Origin of the sequence: Streptomyces sp. NPDC017940, from assembly GCF_044328435.1 — a bacterium.
Taxonomy (GTDB): domain Bacteria; phylum Actinomycetota; class Actinomycetes; order Streptomycetales; family Streptomycetaceae; genus Streptomyces.
In genome coordinates, this window is the sequence record NZ_JBIRHJ010000001.1 from 325,774 (window position 1) to 348,559 (window position 22,786).

A 22,786-nucleotide genomic window follows, 5' to 3' on the forward strand; every position below is an offset into this window, starting at 1 on the left:
CAGCGTGCCGCATCGCTCCGCGGGATGGGCGGTGTTCATCCCGCGGGCCGGTGGGGGCTGGTCGCGCAGTTCCCCGCGCCCCTTGCGGGGCGCACCCGGCTAGGTCCCGCAGGAGCGCAGGTACGACCGGGTGCGGCGGGCGATGGGCAGGGGCTTGTCGGGGTCGCACGGGTACATGTCCTGCTCGACGATGGCGAACAGGTCCACGCCCAGCCGCTGCGCCGCCCGCAGCACCGGTTCGAGGGCGGGCACCCCGGCCGGCGGCTCGCACATCACGCCGCGCGCGACGGCGGGCCCGAACGGCAGGTCCTGCGCGCGGACCTCGGCGAGCACGGCCGGGTCGACCTGCTTGAGGTGGAGATAGCCGACGCGCTCGCCGTAGGTCTCGATGAGCTTGACGCTGTCGCCGCCGCAGTAGGCGTAGTGGCCGGTGTCGAGGCAGAGCGAGACCAGGCCGGGGTCCGTCGCGTCGAGAAAGCGGGCGACGTTCTCCTCGGTGTCGATGTGGGTGTCGGCGTGCGGGTGGACGACGACGGTCAGGCCGTACCGCTCGCGCACCTCGCGGCCCAGGCGCTCGGTCTGGGTGGCGAGGTGGCGCCACTGCTCGGCGGTGAGCGCGGCGTCCTCGATGACCTCGCCGGTCTTGTCGTCGCGCCAGAAGGACGGGATCACGACGAGGTGCCGCGCGCCCGTCGCCCGGGTGAGCGCGGCGATGGCCGACACGTGCTCCCAGGTCCTGTCCCAGACGGCGGGGCCGTGGTGCAGGCCCGTGAAGACCGTGCCCGCGGAGACCTTCAGGCCGCGGCGGCCCGTCTCCTCGGCGAGTCGTGCGGGGTCGGTCGGCAGATAGCCGTACGGTCCCAGCTCGATCCACTCGTACCCGGACGCGGCGACCTCGTCGAGGAAGCGGCTCCAGGGGACCTGTCGGGGGTCGTCGGGGAACCACACGCCCCACGAGTCGGGGGCCGAACCGATCCGGATGCGGGACAGCGTCGTCATGTCCGAAAGCGTCGCCGTCCGCCGAGAACAGTGTCAAGGAGTAGTCCGAATGTCAGGACAAAATGTTGACAGGGTTCCCGGCGCGGGATTAGACCTGGGGGTGGCGACAGGCTGCCTCCATGCTGCCTCCAGGAAGGGATGTGCAGGGTGACCGATCCGTACACCGATCCGTACGACGTCATCACGATGGGCCGGATCGGGGTGGACCTCTACCCTCTACAGACCGGGGTGCCGCTCTCGCAGGTCACGACGTTCGGGAAGTTCCTCGGCGGCTCGGCCGCGAACGTGGCGGTCGCGGCGGCGCGGCTCGGGCGGCGCGTGGGCGTTGTCACGCGGACGGGACAAGACCCCTTCGGCACGTATCTGCGCGAGCAGCTCCGGGACTTCGGGGTCGACGACCGGTGGGTCGCCCCGGTCGCCGGTCTTCCGACGCCCGTGACGTTCTGCGAGGTGTTCCCGCCCGACGACTTCCCGCTGTACTTCTACCGGCAGCCGAAGGCACCCGACCTGGAGATCGTGGCGGCCGACCTCGACCTCGACGCCCTCGCCGAGGCCCGGATCTTCTGGATGACGGGGACCGGCCTGTGCGCGGAGCCGAGCCGGACGGCGACGATCGCGGCACTCGGCGCCCGCACGGGCGGCATCACCGTCTTCGACCTCGACTGGCGCCCGATGTTCTGGGCCGAGCCCGACGAGGCGCGGCCGCACTACGCGGCGGCGCTGCGGCACGCGAACGTGGCCGTGGGCAACGTGGACGAGGTGGAGATCGCCACCGGGGTGCGCGAGCCGCGGGAGGCGGCGCACCTGCTCCTCGACGCGGGGGTCGAGCTCGCCGTGGTCAAGCAGGGGCCGAAGGGGGTGCTCGCCATGAACCGCGCGGGCGAGTCCGCCGAGGTGCCGCCGCTGCCCGTGACCGTCCTGAACGGGCTCGGGGCCGGGGACGCGTTCGGCGGGGCGCTGTGCCACGGGCTGCTCGCCGGATGGGAGCTGGAGCGGGTGATCCGGTACGCGAACGCGGCGGGGGCGATCGTCGCCTCCCGCCTGGAGTGCTCGTCCGCGATGCCGTACCCCACCGAGGTGGAGTCCGCGCTGGCGGCGGGGGCGGTGCTGTGAGCGACTGGGGTCCCCCCTGCCCGAGCGGAGTCGAGAGTTCGGGGAAGGTCAGGCACAGCCCACGGTTCCGGGCACTGTTCGTCCGGCGCGCGGGCAGCGGACGTACGGAGGCCACGGCGTGACCCCCGTCGATGTCGGCGAGATCGTACGCACCCGGGTGCGGCACCCGGAAGCCGTCGCCGAGGCTGCCGCGCGCCGCAAGCGGCGGGACCTCGTCGGCCCCTCGGGACGGCTGCTGATCGTCGCCGCGGACCACCCGGCCCGCGGCGCCCTGGGCGTGGGCGGCGACCCGTTGGCCATGGCCGACCGCGCGGACCTCCTGGCACGCCTCTGCGAGGCCCTCGCGCGCCCCGGCGTGGACGGCGTCCTCGCCACCGCCGACATCCTCGACGACCTGCTGCTGCTCGGGGCCCTCGACGACAGGGTGGTCATGGGGTCCATGAACCGGGGCGGACTCGCGGGCGCCGCCTTCGAACTGGACGACCGGTTCACGGGGCACCGGCCCGAGGACATCCAGCGGCTCGGCTTCGACGCGGGCAAGCTGCTGCTGCGCGTCGACTACGACGACCCGGGCTCCCTGACGACCCTGGAGGCCACCGCAAGGGCCGTCGACGACATGGCGGCCCGCAGGCTGCCGGTGTTCGTCGAACCGTTCCTGTGCCGCAGGACCGCGGACGGGGCGCTGCGCAACGACCTGGGCGCCGACGCCGTCACCCGCTCCATCGCCATCGCCTCCGGGCTCGGCGGCACCTCCGCGTACACCTGGCTGAAGGTCCCCGTCACCGAGAACCCCGACGACATGGCGCGCGTCATGGAGACATCGACGCTGCCCGCCGTCCTCCTCGGGGGCGACGTCGCGGGGAACCCCGGCGACACCGACACCGCGTACGAGAAGTGGCGCGAGGCCCTGCGACTGCCCACCGTGCAGGGCCTGGTCGCGGGGCGGACGCTGCTGTACCCGCCGGACGGCGACGTCGCGGGCGCCGTCGACACCGCCGCCGGCCTGCTGTAGCCGTGACGTACGCACCGTGTCGTACCCGCCGTGCACCACGCGATCAGGAGGAGCCCGCATGACGTACGTACCCAGAGGGAGCGCGGCCGACGGCACCTACGCCGTCGCCATCGACCCGAAGAGCGCAGCCTGGACGTACGCGGGGCTGCGCGTCGTGGAGATCCCGGCGGGCGGCACGCACTCCTTCGCCACAGGAGAGAGCGAATGGATCGTGCTCCCGCTCACCGGCGGCTGTACGGTGCACGCGGAGGGCGAGATCATCGAACTCCTGGGCCGCGAGAGCGTGTTCGGCGGAGTCACCGACTTCGCTTACGTGCCCCGCGACGCCCACATCCAGATCGCCTCCGGCGTGGGAGGCCGCTTCGCCCTGGCAGGAGCGAAGTGCGAGCGCCGACTCCCCGCCCGCTACGGCCCCGCGCCGGAGGTCCCCGTCGAGGAGCGCGGCAGCGGCGGCTGCGCCCGGCAGGTCCGCAACTTCGCTGCGGCGGACGCCTTCGACTGCGACCGCCTGATCGCCGTCGAAGTGGTCACACCCGGCGGCAACTGGTCCTCGTACCCGCCGCACAAGCACGACGAGCACCGGCCCGGCGTCGAGTCGGTCCTCGAGGAGATCTACTACTTCGAGATCGAGGGCGAGCACGGCTTCGGCTACCAGCGGGTCTCCCCCTCGCGCGCGGGCGGCACCGACACGCTCGCCGAGGTGCGCTCCGGCGACGCGGTGCTCGTGCCCGACGGCTGGCACGGCCCGTCCGTCGCCCAGCCGGGGCACACCATGTACTACCTGAACGTGATGGCGGGACCAGGGGACGAACGGGAGTGGAAGATCTGCTTCCACCCCGACCACACGGAGGGCTACCGATGAGCGGCACCCACACCGGCACGGGGGGCGCGGCCGGCGCGCCCGGCACGGTACGGCTCACCACGGCCCAGGCCCTGGTGCGCTTCCTGACCGCGCAGTACACCGAACGGGACGGCGAGCGGCGCCGTCTCGTCGACGCCACCTGGGGCATCTTCGGACACGGCAACGTGGCGGGCATCGGCCAGGCCCTCGTCGAGTACGGCGAGACGATGCCCTTCCACCAGGGCCGCAACGAACAGGCCATGGTGCACGCGGCGGTCGGGTACGCGCGCCAGTGCGGCCGCCTCTCCACCCACGCCGTGACCACGTCCATCGGCCCCGGCGCCACCAACCTCGTCACCGGCGCGGCCCTCGCCACCGTCAACCACCTGCCGGTCCTGCTCCTGCCCGGCGACACCTTCGCGACCCGTCCCGCCGACCCGGTGCTCCAGCAGCTCGAAGTGCCGTACGCGGGCGACGTGTCCGTGAACGACTGTCTGCGGCCCGTCTCGAAGTACTTCGACCGGATCACCCGCCCCGAGGCGCTGATCCCGGCCGCGCTCCAGGCGATGCGGGTGCTCACCGACCCCGTCGACACGGGCGCGGTGACCCTCGCCCTGCCGCAGGACGTGCAGGCGGAAGGCTTCGACTGGCCGCGGGAGTTCTTCGCCGAGCGGGTGTGGACCGTGCGCCGCCAGGCCCCCGACCCCGCCGAACTCGCCGCCGCCGCACGCCTGGTGCGCGCCGCCGGCCGGCCCCTGGTCGTCGCGGGCGGCGGCGTCCACCACAGCGCCGCCGAGCAGGCACTCGCCGCCTTCGCCGACGCCACCGGCATCCCCGTCGCCGCCACCCAGGCGGGCAAGGGCTCCCTGCGCCACGACCACCCCGCCGACGTCGGCGGCATCGGCCACACCGGCACCTCGACCGCCGACGAACTGGCCCGCACCGCCGACCTGGTGATCGGCGTCGGCACCCGCTACACCGACTTCACCACGGCGTCCGGCACCCTCTTCGCCGCGCCCGGGGTGCGCTTCGTCAACATCAACGTCGCCGCGTTCGACGCGCACAAGATGGCGGGCGCCACCGTCGTCGCCGACGCGCGCGCCGCGCTCGACGGGCTGCGGGAGGCCCTGGCCGGCCACCGCGTCGACACCGCGTACGCGGCCGGGTACGGAGACGGAAAGGAGCGCTGGGAGCACCGGGTCGACGCCGCGTACGAAGCGGGCGAACCGGACGCACGGCCGACCCAGGCACAGGTGCTCGGCCTGCTCGACGAGATCGTCACCGACGCGGACGTCCTCGTCAACGCGGCCGGATCGCTCCCCGGCGACCTGCACAAGCTGTGGCGGGCCCGCTCGCCGCAGCAGTACCACGTGGAGTACGGGTACTCCTGCATGGGCTACGAGATCCCGGCCGCGATCGGGGTGTCCCTGGCCGCGCCCGAGCGGCCCGTGTGGGCCCTGGTCGGCGACGGCACGTATCTGATGATGCCCACCGAGATCGTCACGGCCGTGCAGGAGGACATCCCCGTCAAGGTCGTGATCCTCCAGAACCACGGCTACGCCTCCATCGGGGGCCTGTCGGAGTCCGTGGGCGGCGAGCGCTTCGGCACCGCCTACCGCCACCGGGCCCCCGACGGGGGGTATACCGGAACCCCGCTGCCGGTCGATCTCGCCGCCAACGCGGCCTCCCTCGGACTGCCGGTGACCCGCGCGAAGACCGTCCGTGAGCTGCGCGCCGCGCTGCGCGAAGCGCGCGAAGCGGACGGCCCCACATGTGTCTACGTGGAGACGGAAACCGCAGACACAGTGTCGGGCCCGCCCCCGGCGCAGGCGTGGTGGGATGTGCCCGTGGCCGAGACCGCGACGCGTACGGCGGCGGTCGCGGCACGCGAGGAGTACGACCGGCACGTCTCAGCCCGGCGCCGCCATCTGTGAAAGGGGACTACTCGGCATGACGAGCATGACCAGCACGACGAGCACGACGAGCACGACCAAGACCGTCGGCCACTGGATCGGCGGCAAGGGTGTCGAGGGCGCGTCCGGTACGTTCGGCCCCGTCACCGACCCGGCCACCGGTGCCGTGACGACCCGGGTGGCCTTCGCGTCCGCGGCCGAGGTGGACGCCGCCGTGGCCGCCGCGAAGGCCGCGTTCACGACCTGGGGCCAGTCCTCGCTCGCCCAGCGCACGTCGATCCTGTTCCGGTTCCGGGCGCTGCTCGACGCGCACCGCGACGAGATCGCCGCGCTGATCACCGCCGAGCACGGCAAGGTGCACTCCGACGCCCTCGGCGAGGTCGCCCGCGGCCTGGAGGTCGTCGACCTGGCGTGCGGCATCAACGTGCAGCTCAAGGGAGAGCTGTCCACGCAGGTCGCCAGCCGCGTGGACGTCTCCTCGATCCGCCAGCCGCTCGGCGTCGTCGCGGGCATCACGCCCTTCAACTTCCCCGCCATGGTGCCCATGTGGATGTTCCCGCTCGCCATCGCGTGCGGCAACACCTTCGTCCTGAAGCCGAGCGAGAAGGACCCCTCGGCGTCGATGCGCGTCGCGGAACTGCTCGCCGAGGCCGGTCTGCCGGACGGTGTCTTCAACGTCGTGCACGGCGACAAGGTCGCCGTGGACCGCCTCCTCGCCCACCCGGACGTGGCCGCCGTGTCCTTCGTCGGATCCACCCCGATCGCCCGTCACATCCACACCACGGCCGCCGCCAACGGCAAGCGCGTACAGGCGCTCGGCGGCGCCAAGAACCACATGCTGGTCCTGCCCGACGCCGACCTGGACGCGGCGGCCGACGCCGCGGTCTCGGCCGCCTACGGCTCGGCGGGCGAGCGCTGCATGGCGATCTCGGCGGTCGTGGCGGTGGGAGCGGTGGGCGACGAACTGGTCGCCAAGATCAAGGAACGCGCCGAGAAGATCAAGATCGGTCCCGGCGACGACCCGTCCTCCGAGATGGGCCCGCTCATCACGGCCGCCCACCGCGACAAGGTGGCGTCGTACGTGGCGGGCGCGGCGGCCCAGGGCAGCGAGGTCGTCCTCGACGGCACCGGGTACACCGTCGAGGACCACCCCGAGTGCGCTGACGGCCACTGGATCGGCCTCTCCCTGCTCGACCGGGTGCCGGTGACGGCCGACGCCTACAAGGACGAGATCTTCGGCCCCGTCCTGTGCGTGCTGCGCGTCGACACCTACGAGGAGGGCCTCGCCCTCATCAACTCCTCGCCGTTCGGCAACGGCACGGCGATCTTCACCCGCGACGGCGGCGCGGCCCGGCGCTTCCAGCTGGAGGTCGAGGCGGGCATGGTCGGCGTGAACGTCCCGATCCCGGTCCCCGTCGGCTACCACTCCTTCGGTGGCTGGAAGGACTCGCTCTTCGGCGACCACCACATCTACGGCAACGACGGCATCCACTTCTACACCCGCGGCAAGGTCGTCACCACCCGCTGGCCCGACCCCTCCGACGCGCCCGCGGGCGTGGACCTGGGGTTCCCGCGCAACCACTGAGCACCGCGCAGCAAGGCACGAAGCCGTCCGGATTCCGGACGGCTTCGTTTCTTTTTCGGGGTCCGCGCTGCGGTTCTCGTGCAGAGGGGATGAATCGGGTACCGCAGGCTGCATGCGTGTTCAACCTTGCCATCCAAGGTCATGCATGGAATCGATCAGGTGAAATTCGCCTATAGCCGTGAAGGGCTGGGATTCGATGGCGAGTTGGCTGCTTGCGGGGCTGCGGATTCCGTAGGTAACCGGCCATTGACGTCTTGTTGACGCCGGGGTTTCCTGGCGGCTCCGCGTCCCCCTTTGGTACGAGCCGATCGGATCCGCCGTATGACCGAAACGCTGCACTCGCCTCCGTCCGCGCCCCTCGCCCCGGAGGCGGATCAGGCGCCGGACGGGGCGCCGCGGCAGCTGAAGCGGTCCATCGGCGTCGTCGGCGGCACCCTGCTCACGCTGTCCTGCGTGACCCCCGCGTCCACCCTCTTCGTCGTCGTCCCCGACCTGTTCTCCTCGCTCGGCACCGCCACCGCCCTCACCATCGCCATCGGCGCGCTGCTGTGCGTGGGCGTCGCGTTCTGCTACTGCGAGCTCGGCACCCTGATCCCCAGCGCGGGCGGCGAGTACGCCATGGTGTCGACCATGGCGGGCAGGCTCGCGGGCTGGCTCGTCTTCGTCCTCTCCCTGCTCGTCGTGATGATCGTGCCGCCCGTGATCGCCATGGGCACCGCCGACTACCTGGCGCCCCTCGTCCACCTCGACCCGTCCTTCGCGGGCGCCGGCGTGATGCTCCTCGCCACCCTCGCGGGCCTGCTCGACCTGCGCGCCAACGCCTGGATCACCGGCATCTTCCTGGTGCTCGAAGTCGTCGCCGCGGGTGTGGTCGCGGTGCTCGGGTTCGCGCACGCCGAGCGCGGTGCGGGCAGCCTCGTCGACCTGACGGTGGCCTCAGGACCCGCGGCCGGTTCCGGTTCCGGCGGCGGCACCGAGGCCGTCACCGCCATGCTGATCGTCTCCGGGCTCGCCGTCGCGCTCTTCGTCACCCAGGGCTTCTCCACGGCCGTCTACCTCTCCGAGGAGATGGAGAACCCGCGGCGCAACGTCGCCCGCACCGTGCTCCTCACCCTCGGCATCTCCGCGGTCGTCCTGCTGGTGCCGGTCGCCGCGATCACCATGGGCGCGCCGGACCTGGCGGCGCTCACCAGCGGGGACATCGGCGGGATGGTCGCCGCCTGGTCCAGCTCCGGGGTCGGCACCTTCATCAGCCTGTGCGTGGCCCTCGCCATCGTCAACGCCGGCATCGTCATGGTCATCCAGAACTCCCGGGTCCTGTTCGCCTCCGCCCGCGACAAGGCCTGGCCCGGGCCCGCGAACACCGTCCTGTCCCGCCTCGGCCGCTTCGGCTCCCCCTGGGTCGCCACCCTCCTGGTGGGCCTGCCCGGCGCCGTCCTCTGCTTCGTCGACCTCGACACCCTGTACGGGGTGACCGGAGTGTCCGTGACCGGGATGTACCTGCTGGTCGCCGTCGCCGCGCTGCTCGCCCGACGGGGGTCCCGCCGGGCCGCGCCCGCCTGGCGGATGCCGTGGTGGCCCGGGGTGCCGGTGCTGCTCGTCGCGGTCCTCGCCTACGTACTGAGCGAGCAGGAGGGCGAGTACCTCCTGTGGACCGGGGGCATCGTGGCCCTCGCGACCCTGTACTGGGCGTTCTACCTGCGGCCGCGCAGGGACAGCCGGTGGCTGGTGAGCGTGCCGGGGGAGTAGCCGTAGCGGGGCGCCCCGGTCCCGCCCCTTCCCGAAACCAGGGGCGCTGCGCCCCCTGGACCCCCGCTTATCGGCGCTCCGCGCCTCGTCCTCAATCGCCGGACGGGCTGAAAATCTTCGCCGCACCGGAAGACGCTGCCGCACCGGCGACCATCTGAGCCCGTCCGGCGATTGAGGACGAGGCCGAAGGCCGATACGGGGTCTGGGGCGGAGCCCCAGGATCGGAGAAGGGGCGGGTCTGGGGCGCCCCGCGACGGCCTCACCCCCGCAGCCGCCGCTCCACCCCCGCCCAGTCCTCCGGGTCCACCGCCGCGGACGCCCCGGAGTCCAGCAGATCCCGGTCCTTGAACCCACTGGAAGTGGAGATACAGACCACGGGCCCCCCGACCCCCCGCCCGCCCCCGGCCACCTGCCGCACCCCCGCAACCCCCGCGGCAGCGGAAAGCTCGGCCCACACCCCACCCCGAGCAAGCTCGTCCCGAGCAGCCACCATCTCCTCGTCGGAGACGAGCAGCGCGGACCCCCCGCTCTCCCGCACCGCGACCACCCCGCGGTACCCACCGACGGCACAGTCGATGGCGTACGCGGCCGTGGCCCCGGGGGAGACGTGCGCGGCGGGCACCCCGGCGCGCACGGCCGCGGCGAGTGGGCCCCCGGCGGCGGGCTCGCAGGCGTACATGCGGGGCACCCGGTCCACGAGGCCGTACCGGGCGAGCTCGGCGAAGCCCTTCCACACGCCGAACAGCATCTCTCCGTAGCCGGTGGGCACGAATACCGCGCGCGGGGCGACCCCCAGCTCCGCGAAGATCTCGTAGGCGATGGTCTTGTAGCCCTCGGGGCCGAACCCGTGGCCGGTGTGCGCGGCGGGCGTGAGGTTGCTGACGGGGTGGTACCCGGCGCGCTCGACGACGCGGCGAAGGAGCGGCCATCGCGCCCGGGTGGGCACGGGCAGCACGGTGGCCCCGTAGGCGCGCAGGAACGCGTCCACGGCGGGCGGCACGTCCACGGAGGTGACGACGGCGCACCGCAGTCCCGCCCGCGCCGCGTACGCCGCCGCCGACGCGCCGTGGTTGCCGGACGAGGCGACGACGACGCCCGTCGCGCCCGCGCCGACCGCCGCGCTCACGGTGACGCGGTTGAGGCGGTCCTTGTGGCTCCACGTGGGATTGCGGGACTCGTCCTTGACCCACACCCCGTCGTCGAGGGGCAGGAGCGGAGTGCCGCCCTCCGCGAGCCCGGGGGCGTGCAGGGGCGGAAGGAGGGGCGCCCACCGCTCGTGCCCGCGCGGCCGGGACGCGGCGGTCGCGAAGAAGTCGGCGGGCAGCTCGTCGTAGGCGTAGTCGACCTCGACCGGGTACGCGACACAGTCCGTGCTCGTGACCGGGCAGCCCTCGGTGAGGGGCGGCCACAGCGGGAAGCGTACGGCGGGATCGGCGAGCGAGCGCTGGCCGGTGGCCAGCGATGCGGTGGGGGTCGCGGGCGAAGGCGTCATGGGTCAAGAGGGTAGGTGCCCCTGACAGTTGGCCGGCGCGGTGGGACGGTGCGCGGCGGGGCCTACCGCAGCGGTGGTACGCGGGCCGTGCCGCGTACTTCCCCGGGAGGCGGCCGGGTTCCGACCGGCGGGGGCATTGCTTGTCGGTGGCCCCCCGTACCGTGGACGCCATGGATCTACGACGGCCCAGGACCGGAGCCTGGAAGACCGCGCTGCGCGGACCGCGCAGGCTGCTCGCCGCCGCGGCCGCGGTCGTGGTGCTCGCCGGCGCGGGCACGTGGACGGCGCTCGCGTCCGACGACGCGCCGGGCGTGCGCCGCTCGGACCAGCGGCTCGACATGGGCACGTCCTCCGAAGGCCGCGAGGTCCGGATCGACACGTCGTACTTCACGGCGGGCGACCCCGGTGAGCGGCGTCCCGCCGTCCTCATCGGGCACGGCTTCGGCGGCAGCAAGAACGATGTGCGCGAGCAGGCGGAGAAGCTGGCCCGCGCCGGGTACGCGGTCCTGACCTGGTCCGCGCGCGGCTTCGGCGCGTCGACCGGCCGGATCGGCCTGAACGACCCGAAGGGCGAGGTCGCCGACGTCCGCAGACTCATCGACTGGCTGGCCGAGCGCCCCGAGGTGCGGCTCGACAAGGCGGGCGACCCGCGCGTGGGCCTCACCGGCGCCAGCTACGGCGGCGCGGTCTCCCTGCTCGCCGCCGGGTACGACCGGCGGGTCGACGCCGTCGCCCCACTGATCACGTACTGGGACCTGGCGGACGCGCTGTTCCCGCACGGCGTGTTCAAGAAGCAGTGGGCCGGCATGTTCCTCAGCGCGGGCGGCGGCTGCGACCGGTTCGAGAAGCAGCTGTGCGCGATGTACGAGCGGGTCGCGGTGGCGGGCAAGCCGGACGCGAGGGCACGCGAGCTCCTGTCCGGACGCAGCCCCGCCGCCGTCGGCGACCGCATCGAGGTGCCCGCCCTGATCGTGCAGGGCCAGACGGACTCGCTGTTCACCCTCGACCAGGCCGACGCCATGGCGCAGCGGATCCGCGGCAACCACGCCCCGGTCTCGGTGGACTGGATCGCCGGTGGACACGACGGCGGCGACATGGAGACCGACCGGGTCGCGGACCGCGTCGGGACCTGGTTCGACCGCTATCTGAAGGACGACAAGGGCGTCGACACCGGCCCCGCCTTCCGCGTCACCCGCACCGGCGGCATCGACTCCACGGACGGCGCCGCCACCCTGCGCGGCGCCACCGGCGACCGCTATCCGGGCCTCGCGAGCGGCGTGCGCGAGGTGCCGCTCACCGGCAGGCCGCAGACCTTCGACAACCCCGCGGGCGCCGCACCGCCCGCCGTGTCCGGGCTGCCCGGCATCGGCGGCGCGGCGGGCGGCGGCGGCCTCTCCCGGCTCTCGTCGCTCGGCATCGGCGTCTCCCTGGACCTCCCCGGCCAGCACGCCGCGTTCGAGTCGAAGCCCGTCCGCAAGGACCTGCGCGTCACCGGCGCGCCGACCGTGCGGGCCCATGTGAAGTCCGACAGCGAGGACACGGTCCTGTTCGGGAAGGTCTACGACGTCGGCCCCGACGGCGAGCAGAAGGTGCTGCCCGCACAGCTCGTCGCCCCGGTGCGCGTCGGCGGCGCCGTGGACGGCACGGACGTCGACCTCCGGCTGCCCGCCGTCGACCACGAGCTGAAGAAGGGCCACCGGCTGCGCCTGGTGCTCGCCTCGACCGACCTCGGCTACGCCTCACCGGCCGAACCCGCCGCGTACACCGTGTCCTTGAAGAGCGGCCTGAAGGTGCCGACGGCCCCCGGCGTGGACACCGCGGCCGCGCCGCTGCCCGCCTGGGTGTGGTGGCTGCCGCTCACCGGCGCCGCGCTCGCGGCGGCCCTGCTCGTCCTCGGCCGCAGGCGGACCACGGCGCCCGCACCCGACCCGGAGCTCGCCGAAGTGCCCCTGCACATCACCGACCTGAGCAAGCGGTACGCGAAGTCCACCGACAGGTACGCGGTCCGCGACCTGTCGTTCCGCGTCGAGAAGGGTCAGGTGCTCGGCCTGCTCGGCCCCAATGGCGCGGGCAAGACGACGACCCTGCGCATGCTGATGGGCCTCATCACCCCGGACGCCGGTGAGATCCGCGTCTTCGGTCGCGCGATCCGCCCGGGCGCGCCCGTCCTGTCGCGGGTCGGCGCGTTCGTCGAGGGCGCTGGATTCCTGCCGCACCTCTCCGGGCGGGAGAACCTGGAGCTGTACTGGAAGGCCACGGGACGACCGCCCGGGGACGCCCACCTCGACGAGGCACTGGAGATCGCGGGCCTCGGCGACGCGCTCTCCCGCGCGGTGCGCACGTACTCCCAGGGCATGCGCCAGCGCCTCGCCATCGCCCAGGCCATGCTCGGCCTGCCCGACCTGCTCATCCTGGACGAGCCGACCAACGGCCTCGACCCGCCGCAGATCCGCGAGATGCGCGGCGTGATGATCCGGTACGCCGCGGCCGGGCGCACCGTCATCGTCTCCAGCCACCTCCTGTCGGAGGTCGAGCAGTCCTGCACGCACCTGGTCGTCATGGACCGCGGCAGGCTCGTGCAGGCGGGCCCCGTCGACGAGATCGTCGGCTCCGGGGACACCCTCCTGGTGGGCCTCGCCGCCGACGTCCCCGACCCGCTGGTGGCGAAGGTGGCGTCCCTGCCGGGCATCGCGTCGGCGGTACGGGCCGAGGGCGGGCTGCTCGTACGGCTCGCTCCCGCAGCCGACACCGGCCAGGCCGGTTCCGCGGCGTCCCGGCTGCTCGTCGAGCTGGTCCGGCTGGACGTCCCGGTCGAGTCCGCCGGACCGCACCGCCGCCTGGAGGACGCGTTCCTGACCCTGATCGGAGGCACCGCATGACGGCGACCGAGAGCACGCCGGGCGCGCCGCACGCGCCGGACGCGACAGCCGCGGGCCCCTCGGGTCCGGGGCGCGCGCCCGGCGAGCGGGCCACCGCGCCCGGGTACCGCGCGGGGCGCACCCTGCCCCTGCGCGTCGAGGCGGTCCGCCAGCTCAAGCGGCGGCGCACACTCGTGATGGGCGGCGTGCTCGCGCTGCTGCCGTTCGTGCTGCTCGTCGCGTTCGCCGTGGCGGGTTCGCCCGACGGGCGCGGCGACGAGGTCACGCTGATGGACACGGCCACCGCGTCGGGCGCGAACTTCGCCGCGACCTGCCTGTTCGTGTCGGCCGGCTTCCTGCTCGTGATCCCCGTCGCCCTGTTCTGCGGGGACACCGTCGCCTCCGAGGCGGGCTGGTCCAGCCTGCGCTATCTGCTCGCCGCACCCGTGCCCCGGGCCCGCCTGCTGTGGTCCAAGCTCGCCGTGGCGCTCGGTCTGAGCGCCGCCGCGATGGTGCTCCTGCCACTGGTCGCGCTCGCGGTCGGCGCCGCCGCCTACGGCTGGGGACCGCTGGAGATCCCCACCGGCGGCACCCTGGACGCGGGCACGGCGGCACGGCGCCTCGCGGTCGTCGTGGCGTACGTCTTCGTGTCCCAGCTGGTCACCGCGGGCCTCGCCTTCTGGCTCTCGACCAGGACCGACGCCCCGCTCGGAGCGGTCGGCGGCGCCGTCGGCCTGACCATCGCGGGGAACGTCCTCGACGCGGTCACGGCCCTCGGCAGCTGGCGCGACTTCCTGCCCGCGCACTGGCAGTTCGCGTGGGCGGACGTGTTCCAGCCGACACCCGAGTGGGGCGGCATGATCCAGGGCTCGGCGATCTCGGTCACGTACGCGCTGGTGCTGTTCGCTCTGGCGTTCCGGGGGTTCGCACGCAAGGACGTGGTGTCCTAGCCGCCTTCGGGGCGCCCTGACCAACCTGAGACCCTTCCGACCCTTCCGACCCTTCCGAGCCTTCCGACTCTTCCGCGATGCGGGAGGCCGATCGCCCGATCGCCACCGGCTACGACACCGCGGCCCGGGGACTGCGCGAGGGCGCGAGGGCGCGACCAACCGTGTCGTGCTTCTCTCGGACGCCCTCGCCAACACCGGTGAGACCACTAGTCGGCGGGCGCGGCCGCGGGTGCCCTCGACCGTCCCCTGGCCGAGGCCGGGGCCGGGGCCGGCCTCCAGGTGGCGGCCGCCGCGGCCTACTTCGCGGGGGCGCTCCGCGGTACGGGACTGCTGCCCGGGGCCCCGCCTCCGGCCCAGCTCCAGGGCTGGACCGAGAACCTGGCCTCCGCCACCCGGGACGACGACGTACGCGCCCTGGCGGACGCCGTCCGCCGAGCGAACGAGTTGGGGGGCGCCCCGTGAGGGGCGCGGGGAACGGCGCGCTCAGCCCAGGAACAAGCGGCAGTCGCGTCTGCGGAGGTAGCGGGCGGATGCGTCTGCGGTTTTGTTGTGGCTGGTCGCGCAGTTCCCCGCGCCCCTTGGGGGGCGTTGGTGGGGCCCGTGAGGGGCGCGGGGAACGGCGCGCTCAGCCCAGGAACAAGCCGCAGTCGCGTCTGCCGAGACACCGGGCAGACGCGTCCGCGGCCCGTCGCGCGCGGAGCGCGCAATCCCAAACCCTCACGGAGCGCCGCACAAACGGCGCTCCGCCCGCACCGGATCATTGGGAAAGCGAAACGAAGTCCGCTCAACCGCACCGGTGACATTGTCGAGAAAACGCCCCGGCGTAAGCGGCGCCCGCGTCGCAGCGCGAAGTTCGGCGAGCGCCCCGCACCGCAGGGCGCGCCGCGCGGCGGCCACCCGTTCCGGGCGGAACCCGGCCGGCAGGGCCCCCGCCCCCCGGTCGGCGAAGATCCACTCGTCGGGCAGCCACTTGTCGTGGCCGACGCGGCGTTCGGGGATGCGCTCCGAATGCGCGGCCAGCGGGTAGGCGAGGCCGATCGGGTCGAGGGCGGCGCCGTCGAGGGGAACGACGGTGCCGTTGAGGCCGAGGGTGGCGTAATAGGCGGTCACCGAGGGCGCTTCACCGCCCACCCGGTTACGGGCGAGGAACAGCACGGGCACCCCCTCGCGCCCGGCAGCGCGCACCTCACGCGCGTACGCCGCGTTCTCCCGGTAGCCACCGAAACCGTGGTGCACGGGGTGCGCGGCGGCGTTCTGCCGGACGTACACACCGCGTTCGTCGGCGATGCCACCGGGCCCGATGAGCCCCTCGTACCCGATCCGCAGCCCGGCCGCGCACACCGCGGCCCACACGCCGACCCCGACCGCGGCCGTCGCCCACGCGCGCGTGGCGGGCACGAGGAACACCGGCAGGAGCAGCAGGAAGAGCCCCGGCAGGAACATCCGCCCGTGCATGAAGTCCCCGCCGACCTTGATGACGTACACCCAGCAGAGCACTCCGGCGACGACGGGCGCGAGCGCCGGGGCGAGCGGTACGGAGAGCCACCCGCGGCGGGACGGCAACAGGGCCGCGGTGATGAACAGGGCGGGCAGCCACAGCAGATAGGGCCCGGTGAAGTCGTCCAGGTAGTCGAAACCACGCGCCCACAGGCTCTGCGAGGCCTCCTTGGTGACGCCGGGCAACGGCATGAGATGCCCGTAGTAGCCCATGCGGAAGATCTCGTACGCGACGGGCAGCGCGCCCGCAGCCCCCGCACCCGCCAGCGCGGCGCGCCGCGAGGGGCGCGCGCTCAGCCACTGCGCGCCCAGGAAGACGGCGGAGACCAGAGCCAGATCGGGGCGGACGAGCGGCCCGAGGCCGAGGACGAAGGCGGTGCCGAGGGAGCGGGGGCGGGCGACGAGCAGCAGCCAGGCACCGCCGATCCAGCAGGTGGCGAGCCCCGTCTCCAGACCGGAGGTGGCGAAGTCCCAGACGGGCGGCAGGGCGAGGGGGACCAGGGCGCCGAGCGGCAGCAGGACGCGGCGGTCACGGGGTACGGCACCACCGGCGCCGGGAACACCCCCGCCGACGTGCAGGCGTACCGCCCCCCACGCGGCGAGCGCGAACCCGGCAGCGGTGAGCAGCAGCCCCCCGTACACAGCCGCGGTGGCGATGTCGGCCCCCGGCAGCCCGGCGAGCACGAGCAGCCACTGCCACAGCGTGCCGGTGGACGACTCGGCGCGCTCGCCCGCGTTGAACACCGGCCCGTTGCCCGCGAGGATCTGCCGGACCGTGCGGACGTAGATGTGCCCGTCGTCGGACATCCAGCGCCGCTGGTACCCGGCGATGAGGACCAGCACCGCGGGCGCGAGGCAGAGCGCCCACCGCAAGGGCGCCCGGGCGGCGTCGAACCGGCCGCCCGGGCCCACGGCGTCCGCCCCTGCGGAAGCGCCACCGGGGCGGGCGGATCGTACGGGGGTACGCGTAAATGTCATGCACCGTACTTCGGCGCAGGCCGGCGACGGCTTGAACGGCGCCCCGGGCGGCTGCCGTGAGCGGTGGACGGAAGCGCGGTACGCGACTGCCGTGAGCGGTGGACGGGAGGGAGGTGCGCGGCAGCCGCGAACGGTGGACGGGAGCGAGGTGCGCGGCAGCCGGGACGCCCGGCGACCGGCCCGTACGACTTCTGCTCGAACCATTGAATTTCCCCTACGCGTCGGTAAGTTGACTTCCGAGTAAGGAGTTGTTCACCGTACCCATGTCACGTGGACGAACCGGGAGCCGTCATGGGCGTACGCAAGGACCTCGAGCAGGCGCGCCGCCGCACCGACCTGGCGGACCGTGCCCGGGTCGAGACCGTCAGGGACGAGCACGGCGTCGTACGGGAGGCCCGCACCCCCGCGCTCGCGGCTCCAACCGTCCGCGGCAGCACCGCGGACATCCCGTACACCAACGCGGCCGAGGCCCCCGACGCCGTCGTGCTGCGGCGCAAGGAGGCGGGCCGGTGGCGCCCGGTCACGGCCACCGTCTTCGCCCGCGAGGTCACCGCGACCGCCAAGGGCCTCATCGCGGCGGGCCTCGAACCGGGCGGCCGGGTCGCCCTGATGTCCCGTACGCGCTACGAATGGGCGGTCATCGACTTCGCGATATGGGCGGCGGGCGGCCAGACCGTACCCGTCTACGCGACGTCCTCCGCCGAGCAGATCGAGTGGATCGTGCGGGACTCCGGTGCCCGGCTCCTGATCGCCGAGAGCGCGGAGAACGCGGACACCGCGCGCCGCGCGGTCGCCGGGCTCGACGCGCCTCCCGCCGTGTCGGTCATCGACGACGGCGCGGTCCTGGAACTGGCCGAGCGCGGCCACGGGGTGAGCGACCGGGAGGTCACCGAGCGCCGCTCGGCCCTCACGCCCGACTCCGTGGCCACCCTCTGCTACACCTCCGGCACCACGGGCAGGCCCAAGGGCTGCGTCCTGACGCACGGCAACCTGTACGCGGAGGCGGCCAACACCGTCGCCCTGATGCACCCGGTCTTCAAGGCGATCACCGGGCAGACCGCGTCAACCCTGCTCTTCCTGCCGCTCGCCCACATCCTCGGCCGCAGCATCCAGATCGCCTGCATGCTGGCGCGCATCGAGTTCGGCCACTGCCCGAGCATCAGACCGGACGAGCTCCGTCCCGAACTGCGGTCCTTCAGGCCGACGTTCCTCGTGGGCGTGCCGTACCTCTTCGAGCGCATCCACGACACCGGACGGGCGACCGCCGAGAGGATCGGCCGCGGCGCCTCCTTCGACCGCGCCGACCGGATCGGCGTGTCCTTCGCGGAGGCGTATCTGAACAAGTTCCTGGGAAGGGGCCCCGGCCCGTCCCTCGGCGGCTACGCGGCATGGGCGCTCTACGAAGTCCTCGTCTACCGCCGCATCCGCAAGGAGGTCGGCGGCCGCCTGCGCTACGCGATCAGCGGCGGCTCCCCGCTCGACAAGCACCTCAACCTGTTCTTCTACGGCGCCGGAATCGTCGTCTACGAAGGCTACGGCCTCACGGAGACCACCGCGGCCGCCACCATCGTGCCGCCGCTGGGACCGCGCCCCGGCACGGTCGGTGTGCCCGTACCGGGTACGGCGGTACGCATCGCGGACGACGGCGAGGTGCTCGTCAAGGGCGGCATCGTCTTCACCTCGTACTGGAACAACAAGGAGGCCACCGACGCCGCACTGACCGGCGACTGGTTCGCCACCGGAGACCTCGGCTCACTGGACGAGGACGGCTACCTCACCATCACAGGGCGCAAGAAGGACATCCTGGTCACCTCGGGCGGAAAGAACGTCTCACCGGCCGTCCTGGAGGACAGGCTGCGCGGTCGCCCGCTGATCGGCCAGTGCCTCGTCGTCGGCGACAACCGACCGTACGTCGCGGCGGTCGTCACCCTCGACCCCGAGGCCGCCGCCCACTGGCTGGCCGTCCGCAAACGCCCCAAGGACACCCCGCTGTCCGCACTGTGCCGCGACCCGGAACTGCTCGCCGAGGTGCAGAAGGCGGTGGACTACACGAACCAGGCGGTGTCACGGGCCGAGTCCATCCGCCGCTTCGTGGTGGTGGAGGGCGATTTCACCGAGGAGAACGGGCTGCTGACCCCGTCCATGAAGGTTAAGCGCCGGGCTGTGATGGAGGTGTTCGCGGGGGAGATTGAGGAGCTGTACCGCCGCTGATCGGGAGGCTCCACCGCCGCTGATCGGCAGCCCTACGGGCGCGGCAGGTGATGCCGAGGCGCGCCGTGGCCCGGAGGGCTTCTTCACCCGCGCCGAGATCGCGGCGCGACGGTCTTGGCGGATGAGGGCCTGGGCGACATGCTCATGTGAGTGCTGGGCCGCCAAGTCGAGAGCGAACCGCTGCGGTACGGATGCGCGCCGCGCCACCGCTGGGCTCGGCCGGGCGGAGGCGCTTGGCGTCACGCCGGTGTGCATCCCGGCAAAAAAAGCCTCTCACGCGTTTCCGCAGGTGAGAGGCTGTGTGCGCCCTCGGCAGGACTCGAAACTGCGGCCGAGTGCTTAGAAGGCGTTTGCTCTGCTTTCTGCGCTACGGCAGCTGACCTGCGCAAACCCGGGAGCTCATGGCCGTGTCCCTTCAAGCTGTGGGACGTATGTGGGCTCCCAGTCCTAGAAGTGAGGGAAGCCTTGGCGTCTCAAAGGCTTCCGACGGATCTCCTGCACCATCCGTATGGGTGAGAAGCCCTGCGCAAAGCTTCGAGCCGAGGAGAGGAGAGGGCCGAGACTGAAACTGCTGTGTCTGGCGGAGAGTGCAAAATTCCTGCAGTCGCTTGCCGCTGTACGGTAGCCGTGCCCAGCTAGACCGGCATGTGCGAAGCACTGCGGTAGTGCTTTCTTCGTTGGGCACGGGGAGGAGCCAGGGCACACGCGAGCGGGAACTCGCCGCCGGCCACGAATTGCGTCTATCCCTGCATGCGCGGGGAGCACTGCGCTATCCGCTTGGTTAGACACAAGGCCCAGGGGCCACCCCCGCATGCGCGGGGACCATCTCGAAGCGGACGGTAGCTAGCGAAGGCGATGGCACAGCCGCTCAAGAGCTGGGATCAGAGTACGCAGATCATGCTCATGGCCGGAACCGGGAGCGGCCCCCCTGTGCGGACACCGTCCTTCAACTCAACTGCTGAGGGAGGAAGATAACAGCCGCACATGTGCCGGGACCACGCTGCACTGCTGATGGCCCGGGCTCCCAAGTTGGAACAGCCTCAAAGACGCAGGGGCGACAGGCGCTACAGCCCCGCAGGCGCGGGGACGACTCGAGACCTGGCTCACGAAGACCTTCATGGCCGGGAACAGCCCCGTAGGCGCGGGGACGACAGCCTGCCCAACGCGGACGTGAGCTTCTCGACGGGAACAGCCCCGCAGGCGCGGGGACGACACCCTGGTCGTGGACCAGTCCAAGTACTGGGCGGGAACAGCCCCGCAGGCGCGGGGACGACATGGCGAAGCAGATCCGCACTGCCCCCGGCTGGGGAACAGCCCCGCAGGCGCGGGGACGACCTGGGGTACCGGTCGTCGACTGCGCCACGGCCGGGAACAGCCCCGCAGGCGCGGGGACGACCGGACTCGGGATGGTCGCCGAGCAAGAGCCTCGGGAACAGCCCCGCAGGCGCGGGGACGACTGGCCCCCTCGGGAAACAGCGGGCCGCGTGCTGGGAACAGCCCCGCAGGCGCGGGGACGACGCCTGGGACCAGGTGCCGCCTGCGGAGCTGGTGGGAACAGCCCCGCAGGCGCGGGGACGACGTCGGCCTTCCCGCTCTGGAATCGCACTGGCGGGGAACAGCCCCGCAGGCGCGGGGACGACAGCAGGTCCAACGGGTCGCCACCGCCTTGAACGGGAACAGCCCCGCAGGCGCGGGGACGACATCGGCGCGCCCTGGCTCACCAGTGGATCCCAGGGAACAGCCCCGCAGGCGCGGGGACGACGTCGGCGAGGGCGCGGCCGACGGTGGGGTCCATGGAACAGCCCCGCAGGCGCGGGGACGACGTATCCGGTTGCGGTGGTGACGAGTCCGGCGAGGGAACAGCCCCGCAGGCGCGGGGACGACATTCCGTTCACCGGGACCCGCGGCGTCATCCAGGGAACAGCCCCGCAGGCGCGGGGACGACTGTCCAGCGTCTTCGGGGCCAGGTCTTCCAGGGGGAACAGCCCCGCAGGCGCGGGGACGACCTCAAGATGGCGCGTCCCTGGCTGCCGATGCCGGGAACAGCCCCGCAGGCGCGGGGACGACGCTGCTTGTCCCCGATTTCGGAGCGCTCCGACGGGAACAGCCCCGCAGGCGCGGGGACGACACCTCCTCTCCTTCAACGCCGAGTCGTGCGAAGGGAACAGCCCCGCAGGCGCGGGGACGACAGTCTCGTACGCGCTCGCCGAAGTCGTCGAGGAGGAACAGCCCCGCAGGCGCGGGGACGACACCGTCAGTGACCTCGACGGCGAGCTGATCGCGGGAACAGCCCCGCAGGCGCGGGGACGACCGGCGGATGAGGAGCCACCAGTACGGCGTGTCGGGAACAGCCCCGCAGGCGCGGGGACGACGCGGGGACAGGTCGGCCCTCTTCGTCCTCCACGGGAACAGCCCCGCAGGCGCGGGGACGACCCACGCGTCCGGCGCCGGGGCGGGGCTGGCTGGGGAACAGCCCCGCAGGCGCGGGGACGACGTGATGGGGGGGGGCTGGCCGTGGGCTCGATCGTGGGAACAGCCCCGCAGGCGCGGGGACGACGTGACTGTTCCGTCCCCGACCCCCACGCCTACGGGAACAGCCCCGCAGGCGCGGGGACGACCCGAAGACCCATCCGGTGCCGGCGGCGGTCGCGGGAACAGCCCCGCAGGCGCGGGGACGACCTCAGCACGCTTCACGTGTGGCGTGGCGTGCGGGAACAGCCCCGCAGGCGCGGGGACGACGGACGGCCGGGCATGGATGCGGCAGGCACGCCAGTTTGTGGGAACAGCCCCGCAGGCGCGGGGACGACCCCTGCGCTGCATGCCTGAGTCCCACGACATGGGGAACAGCCCCGCAGGCGCGGGGACGACTTCGGTGAAGTTGTCCAGGTCGGCGGCGTCAAGGGAACAGCCCCGCAGGCGCGGGGACGACGGACGCATCAGCCTGGACGACCTGCCCGCCCCTGGAACAGCCCCGCAGGCGCGGGGACGACGAGGCGGAGATCGAGTTGCCGGTGACGGTCAGGGGAACAGCCCCGCAGGCGCGGGGACGACCTCCATCGGGCCACCAGATCGGCATCGGCACCGGGAACAGCCCCGCAGGCGCGGGGACGACCTCGCCGCACCCGCCGCACCTTGGCGGGGCGGGGGAACAGCCCCGCAGGCGCGGGGACGACCCGACCCGGGCTTGCAGCGATTCGGCGTCCATGGGGAACAGCCCCGCAGGCGCGGGGACGACGCTCCCCGCACTCTCCTCCGGGTCGACGCGCGGGGAACAGCCCCGCAGGCGCGGGGACGACTTCAACGACGCCGCGAACCAGTCCCACGACGTGGGAACAGCCCCGCAGGCGCGGGGACGACTGGGGCGCGGTCGACTTCGGGTTCACCAACCCGGGAACAGCCCCGCAGGCGCGGGGACGACACGCCCGCCGGACGCCGCTCGGCACGGGTCGGGGGAACAGCCCCGCAGGCGCGGGGACGACTCCAACGGGAAAGTGCTCTGCGCGATCGACCAGGGAACAGCCCCGCAGGCGCGGGGACGACCGGTCCTCCTCCATCGGCCAGTACGCGCGCGGGGGAACAGCCCCGCAG

The 22,786-nt window shown here is 73.0% G+C and carries 13 protein-coding genes and 1 CRISPR repeat array (1 of these 14 cut by a window edge); of the genes, 10 read left to right on the plus strand and 3 right to left on the minus strand.

Translation table 11 applies throughout. The features are described 5' to 3' along the window. Window positions 1-99: 99 nt before the first annotated feature. The gene (locus ACH4DX_RS01395) at window positions 100-999 is read right to left on the minus strand and encodes a sugar phosphate isomerase/epimerase family protein (RefSeq protein WP_398153572.1); all 900 of its coding nucleotides are present in this window, start codon (window positions 997-999) and stop codon (window positions 100-102) included. 138 nt (window positions 1,000-1,137) lie between these two features. Here ACH4DX_RS01395 and iolC point away from each other — a divergent pair, with 138 nt between their 5' ends. The 6 genes from iolC to ACH4DX_RS01425 all read left to right on the plus strand — a co-directional run bounded on the left by iolC (window position 1,138) and on the right by ACH4DX_RS01425 (window position 9,212). Further along, a complete protein-coding gene (gene iolC / locus ACH4DX_RS01400) occupies window positions 1,138-2,112 on the plus strand; it encodes a 5-dehydro-2-deoxygluconokinase (RefSeq protein WP_398153573.1) in 975 nt (324 codons plus the stop codon). 118 nt (window positions 2,113-2,230) lie between these two features. Next, window positions 2,231-3,124, plus strand: a complete 894-nt coding sequence (locus ACH4DX_RS01405) for a deoxyribose-phosphate aldolase (RefSeq protein ID WP_398116730.1) — start codon at window positions 2,231-2,233, stop codon at window positions 3,122-3,124. A 58-nt stretch (window positions 3,125-3,182) separates the two neighbouring features. After that, window positions 3,183-3,986, plus strand: coding sequence for a 5-deoxy-glucuronate isomerase (iolB, locus tag ACH4DX_RS01410; RefSeq protein ID WP_398153574.1), 804 nt, complete (start codon window positions 3,183-3,185; stop codon window positions 3,984-3,986). Continuing rightward, a complete protein-coding gene (gene iolD, locus ACH4DX_RS01415; protein WP_398153575.1) occupies window positions 3,983-5,899 on the plus strand; it encodes a 3D-(3,5/4)-trihydroxycyclohexane-1,2-dione acylhydrolase (decyclizing) in 1,917 nt (638 codons plus the stop codon). Before iolB ends, iolD begins: the two co-directional genes overlap by 4 nt. Before the next feature lie 25 nt (window positions 5,900-5,924). Next, window positions 5,925-7,463, plus strand: a complete 1,539-nt coding sequence (mmsA, locus tag ACH4DX_RS01420) for a CoA-acylating methylmalonate-semialdehyde dehydrogenase (RefSeq protein ID WP_398118021.1) — start codon at window positions 5,925-5,927, stop codon at window positions 7,461-7,463. 321 nt (window positions 7,464-7,784) lie between these two features. Next, complete coding sequence (locus tag ACH4DX_RS01425; protein WP_398153576.1) at window positions 7,785-9,212, plus strand: APC family permease; 1,428 nt, start codon at window positions 7,785-7,787, stop codon at window positions 9,210-9,212. Between the two features lie 259 nt (window positions 9,213-9,471). On the opposite strand, the gene ACH4DX_RS01430 is transcribed toward ACH4DX_RS01425, so the two are convergent. Then, complete coding sequence (locus ACH4DX_RS01430) at window positions 9,472-10,704, minus strand: pyridoxal-phosphate dependent enzyme (RefSeq protein WP_398153577.1); 1,233 nt, start codon at window positions 10,702-10,704, stop codon at window positions 9,472-9,474. Window positions 10,705-10,874: 170 nt separating this feature from the next. Between ACH4DX_RS01430 and ACH4DX_RS01435 the strand changes: the two genes are divergently transcribed. The 3 genes from ACH4DX_RS01435 to ACH4DX_RS01445 all read left to right on the plus strand — a co-directional run bounded on the left by ACH4DX_RS01435 (window position 10,875) and on the right by ACH4DX_RS01445 (window position 14,974). Then, window positions 10,875-13,583 carry an alpha/beta fold hydrolase gene (locus ACH4DX_RS01435; RefSeq protein ID WP_398153578.1) on the plus strand — a complete coding sequence of 903 codons (2,709 nt, stop codon included), beginning with the start codon at window positions 10,875-10,877 and terminating at the stop codon, window positions 13,581-13,583. Further along, window positions 13,580-14,512: an ABC transporter permease gene (locus ACH4DX_RS01440; protein ID WP_398153579.1), complete on the plus strand. Its 933-nt coding sequence runs from the start codon at window positions 13,580-13,582 to the stop codon at window positions 14,510-14,512. Before ACH4DX_RS01435 ends, ACH4DX_RS01440 begins: the two co-directional genes overlap by 4 nt. A gap of 279 nt (window positions 14,513-14,791) precedes the next feature. Then, window positions 14,792-14,974: a hypothetical protein gene (locus ACH4DX_RS01445; RefSeq protein WP_398153580.1), complete on the plus strand. Its 183-nt coding sequence runs from the start codon at window positions 14,792-14,794 to the stop codon at window positions 14,972-14,974. Window positions 14,975-15,229: 255 nt separating this feature from the next. Here ACH4DX_RS01445 and ACH4DX_RS01450 read toward each other — a convergent pair whose 3' ends face one another. Continuing rightward, window positions 15,230-16,987 carry a hypothetical protein gene (locus ACH4DX_RS01450; protein WP_398153581.1) on the minus strand — a complete coding sequence of 586 codons (1,758 nt, stop codon included), beginning with the start codon at window positions 16,985-16,987 and terminating at the stop codon, window positions 15,230-15,232. 291 nt (window positions 16,988-17,278) lie between these two features. On the opposite strand from ACH4DX_RS01450, the gene ACH4DX_RS01455 reads away from it, so the two are divergent. Further along, complete coding sequence (locus ACH4DX_RS01455) at window positions 17,279-19,198, plus strand: AMP-dependent synthetase/ligase (protein ID WP_398154155.1); 1,920 nt, start codon at window positions 17,279-17,281, stop codon at window positions 19,196-19,198. Window positions 19,199-20,260: 1,062 nt separating this feature from the next. Then, window positions 20,261-22,786: a CRISPR direct-repeat array (repeat unit 29 nt; unit sequence GGGAACAGCCCCGCAGGCGCGGGGACGAC); it runs 623 nt beyond the window's last position.

Coding starts and splice junctions, on each gene's coding strand:
- ACH4DX_RS01395 (WP_398153572.1), bottom strand. CDS start 999: ATGACGACGCTGTCCCGCATCCGGATCGGTTCGGCCCCCGACTCGTGG.
- iolC (WP_398153573.1), top strand. CDS start 1,138: ATGTGCAGGGTGACCGATCCGTACACCGATCCGTACGACGTCATCACG.
- iolB (WP_398153574.1), top strand. CDS start 3,183: ATGACGTACGTACCCAGAGGGAGCGCGGCCGACGGCACCTACGCCGTC.
- iolD (WP_398153575.1), top strand. CDS start 3,983: ATGAGCGGCACCCACACCGGCACGGGGGGCGCGGCCGGCGCGCCCGGC.
- mmsA (WP_398118021.1), top strand. CDS start 5,925: ATGACCAGCACGACGAGCACGACGAGCACGACCAAGACCGTCGGCCAC.
- ACH4DX_RS01425 (WP_398153576.1), top strand. CDS start 7,785: ATGACCGAAACGCTGCACTCGCCTCCGTCCGCGCCCCTCGCCCCGGAG.
- ACH4DX_RS01430 (WP_398153577.1), bottom strand. CDS start 10,704: ATGACGCCTTCGCCCGCGACCCCCACCGCATCGCTGGCCACCGGCCAG.
- ACH4DX_RS01435 (WP_398153578.1), top strand. CDS start 10,875: ATGGATCTACGACGGCCCAGGACCGGAGCCTGGAAGACCGCGCTGCGC.
- ACH4DX_RS01440 (WP_398153579.1), top strand. CDS start 13,580: ATGACGGCGACCGAGAGCACGCCGGGCGCGCCGCACGCGCCGGACGCG.
- ACH4DX_RS01450 (WP_398153581.1), bottom strand. CDS start 16,987: ATGACATTTACGCGTACCCCCGTACGATCCGCCCGCCCCGGTGGCGCT.
- ACH4DX_RS01455 (WP_398154155.1), top strand. CDS start 17,279: ATGGGCGTACGCAAGGACCTCGAGCAGGCGCGCCGCCGCACCGACCTG.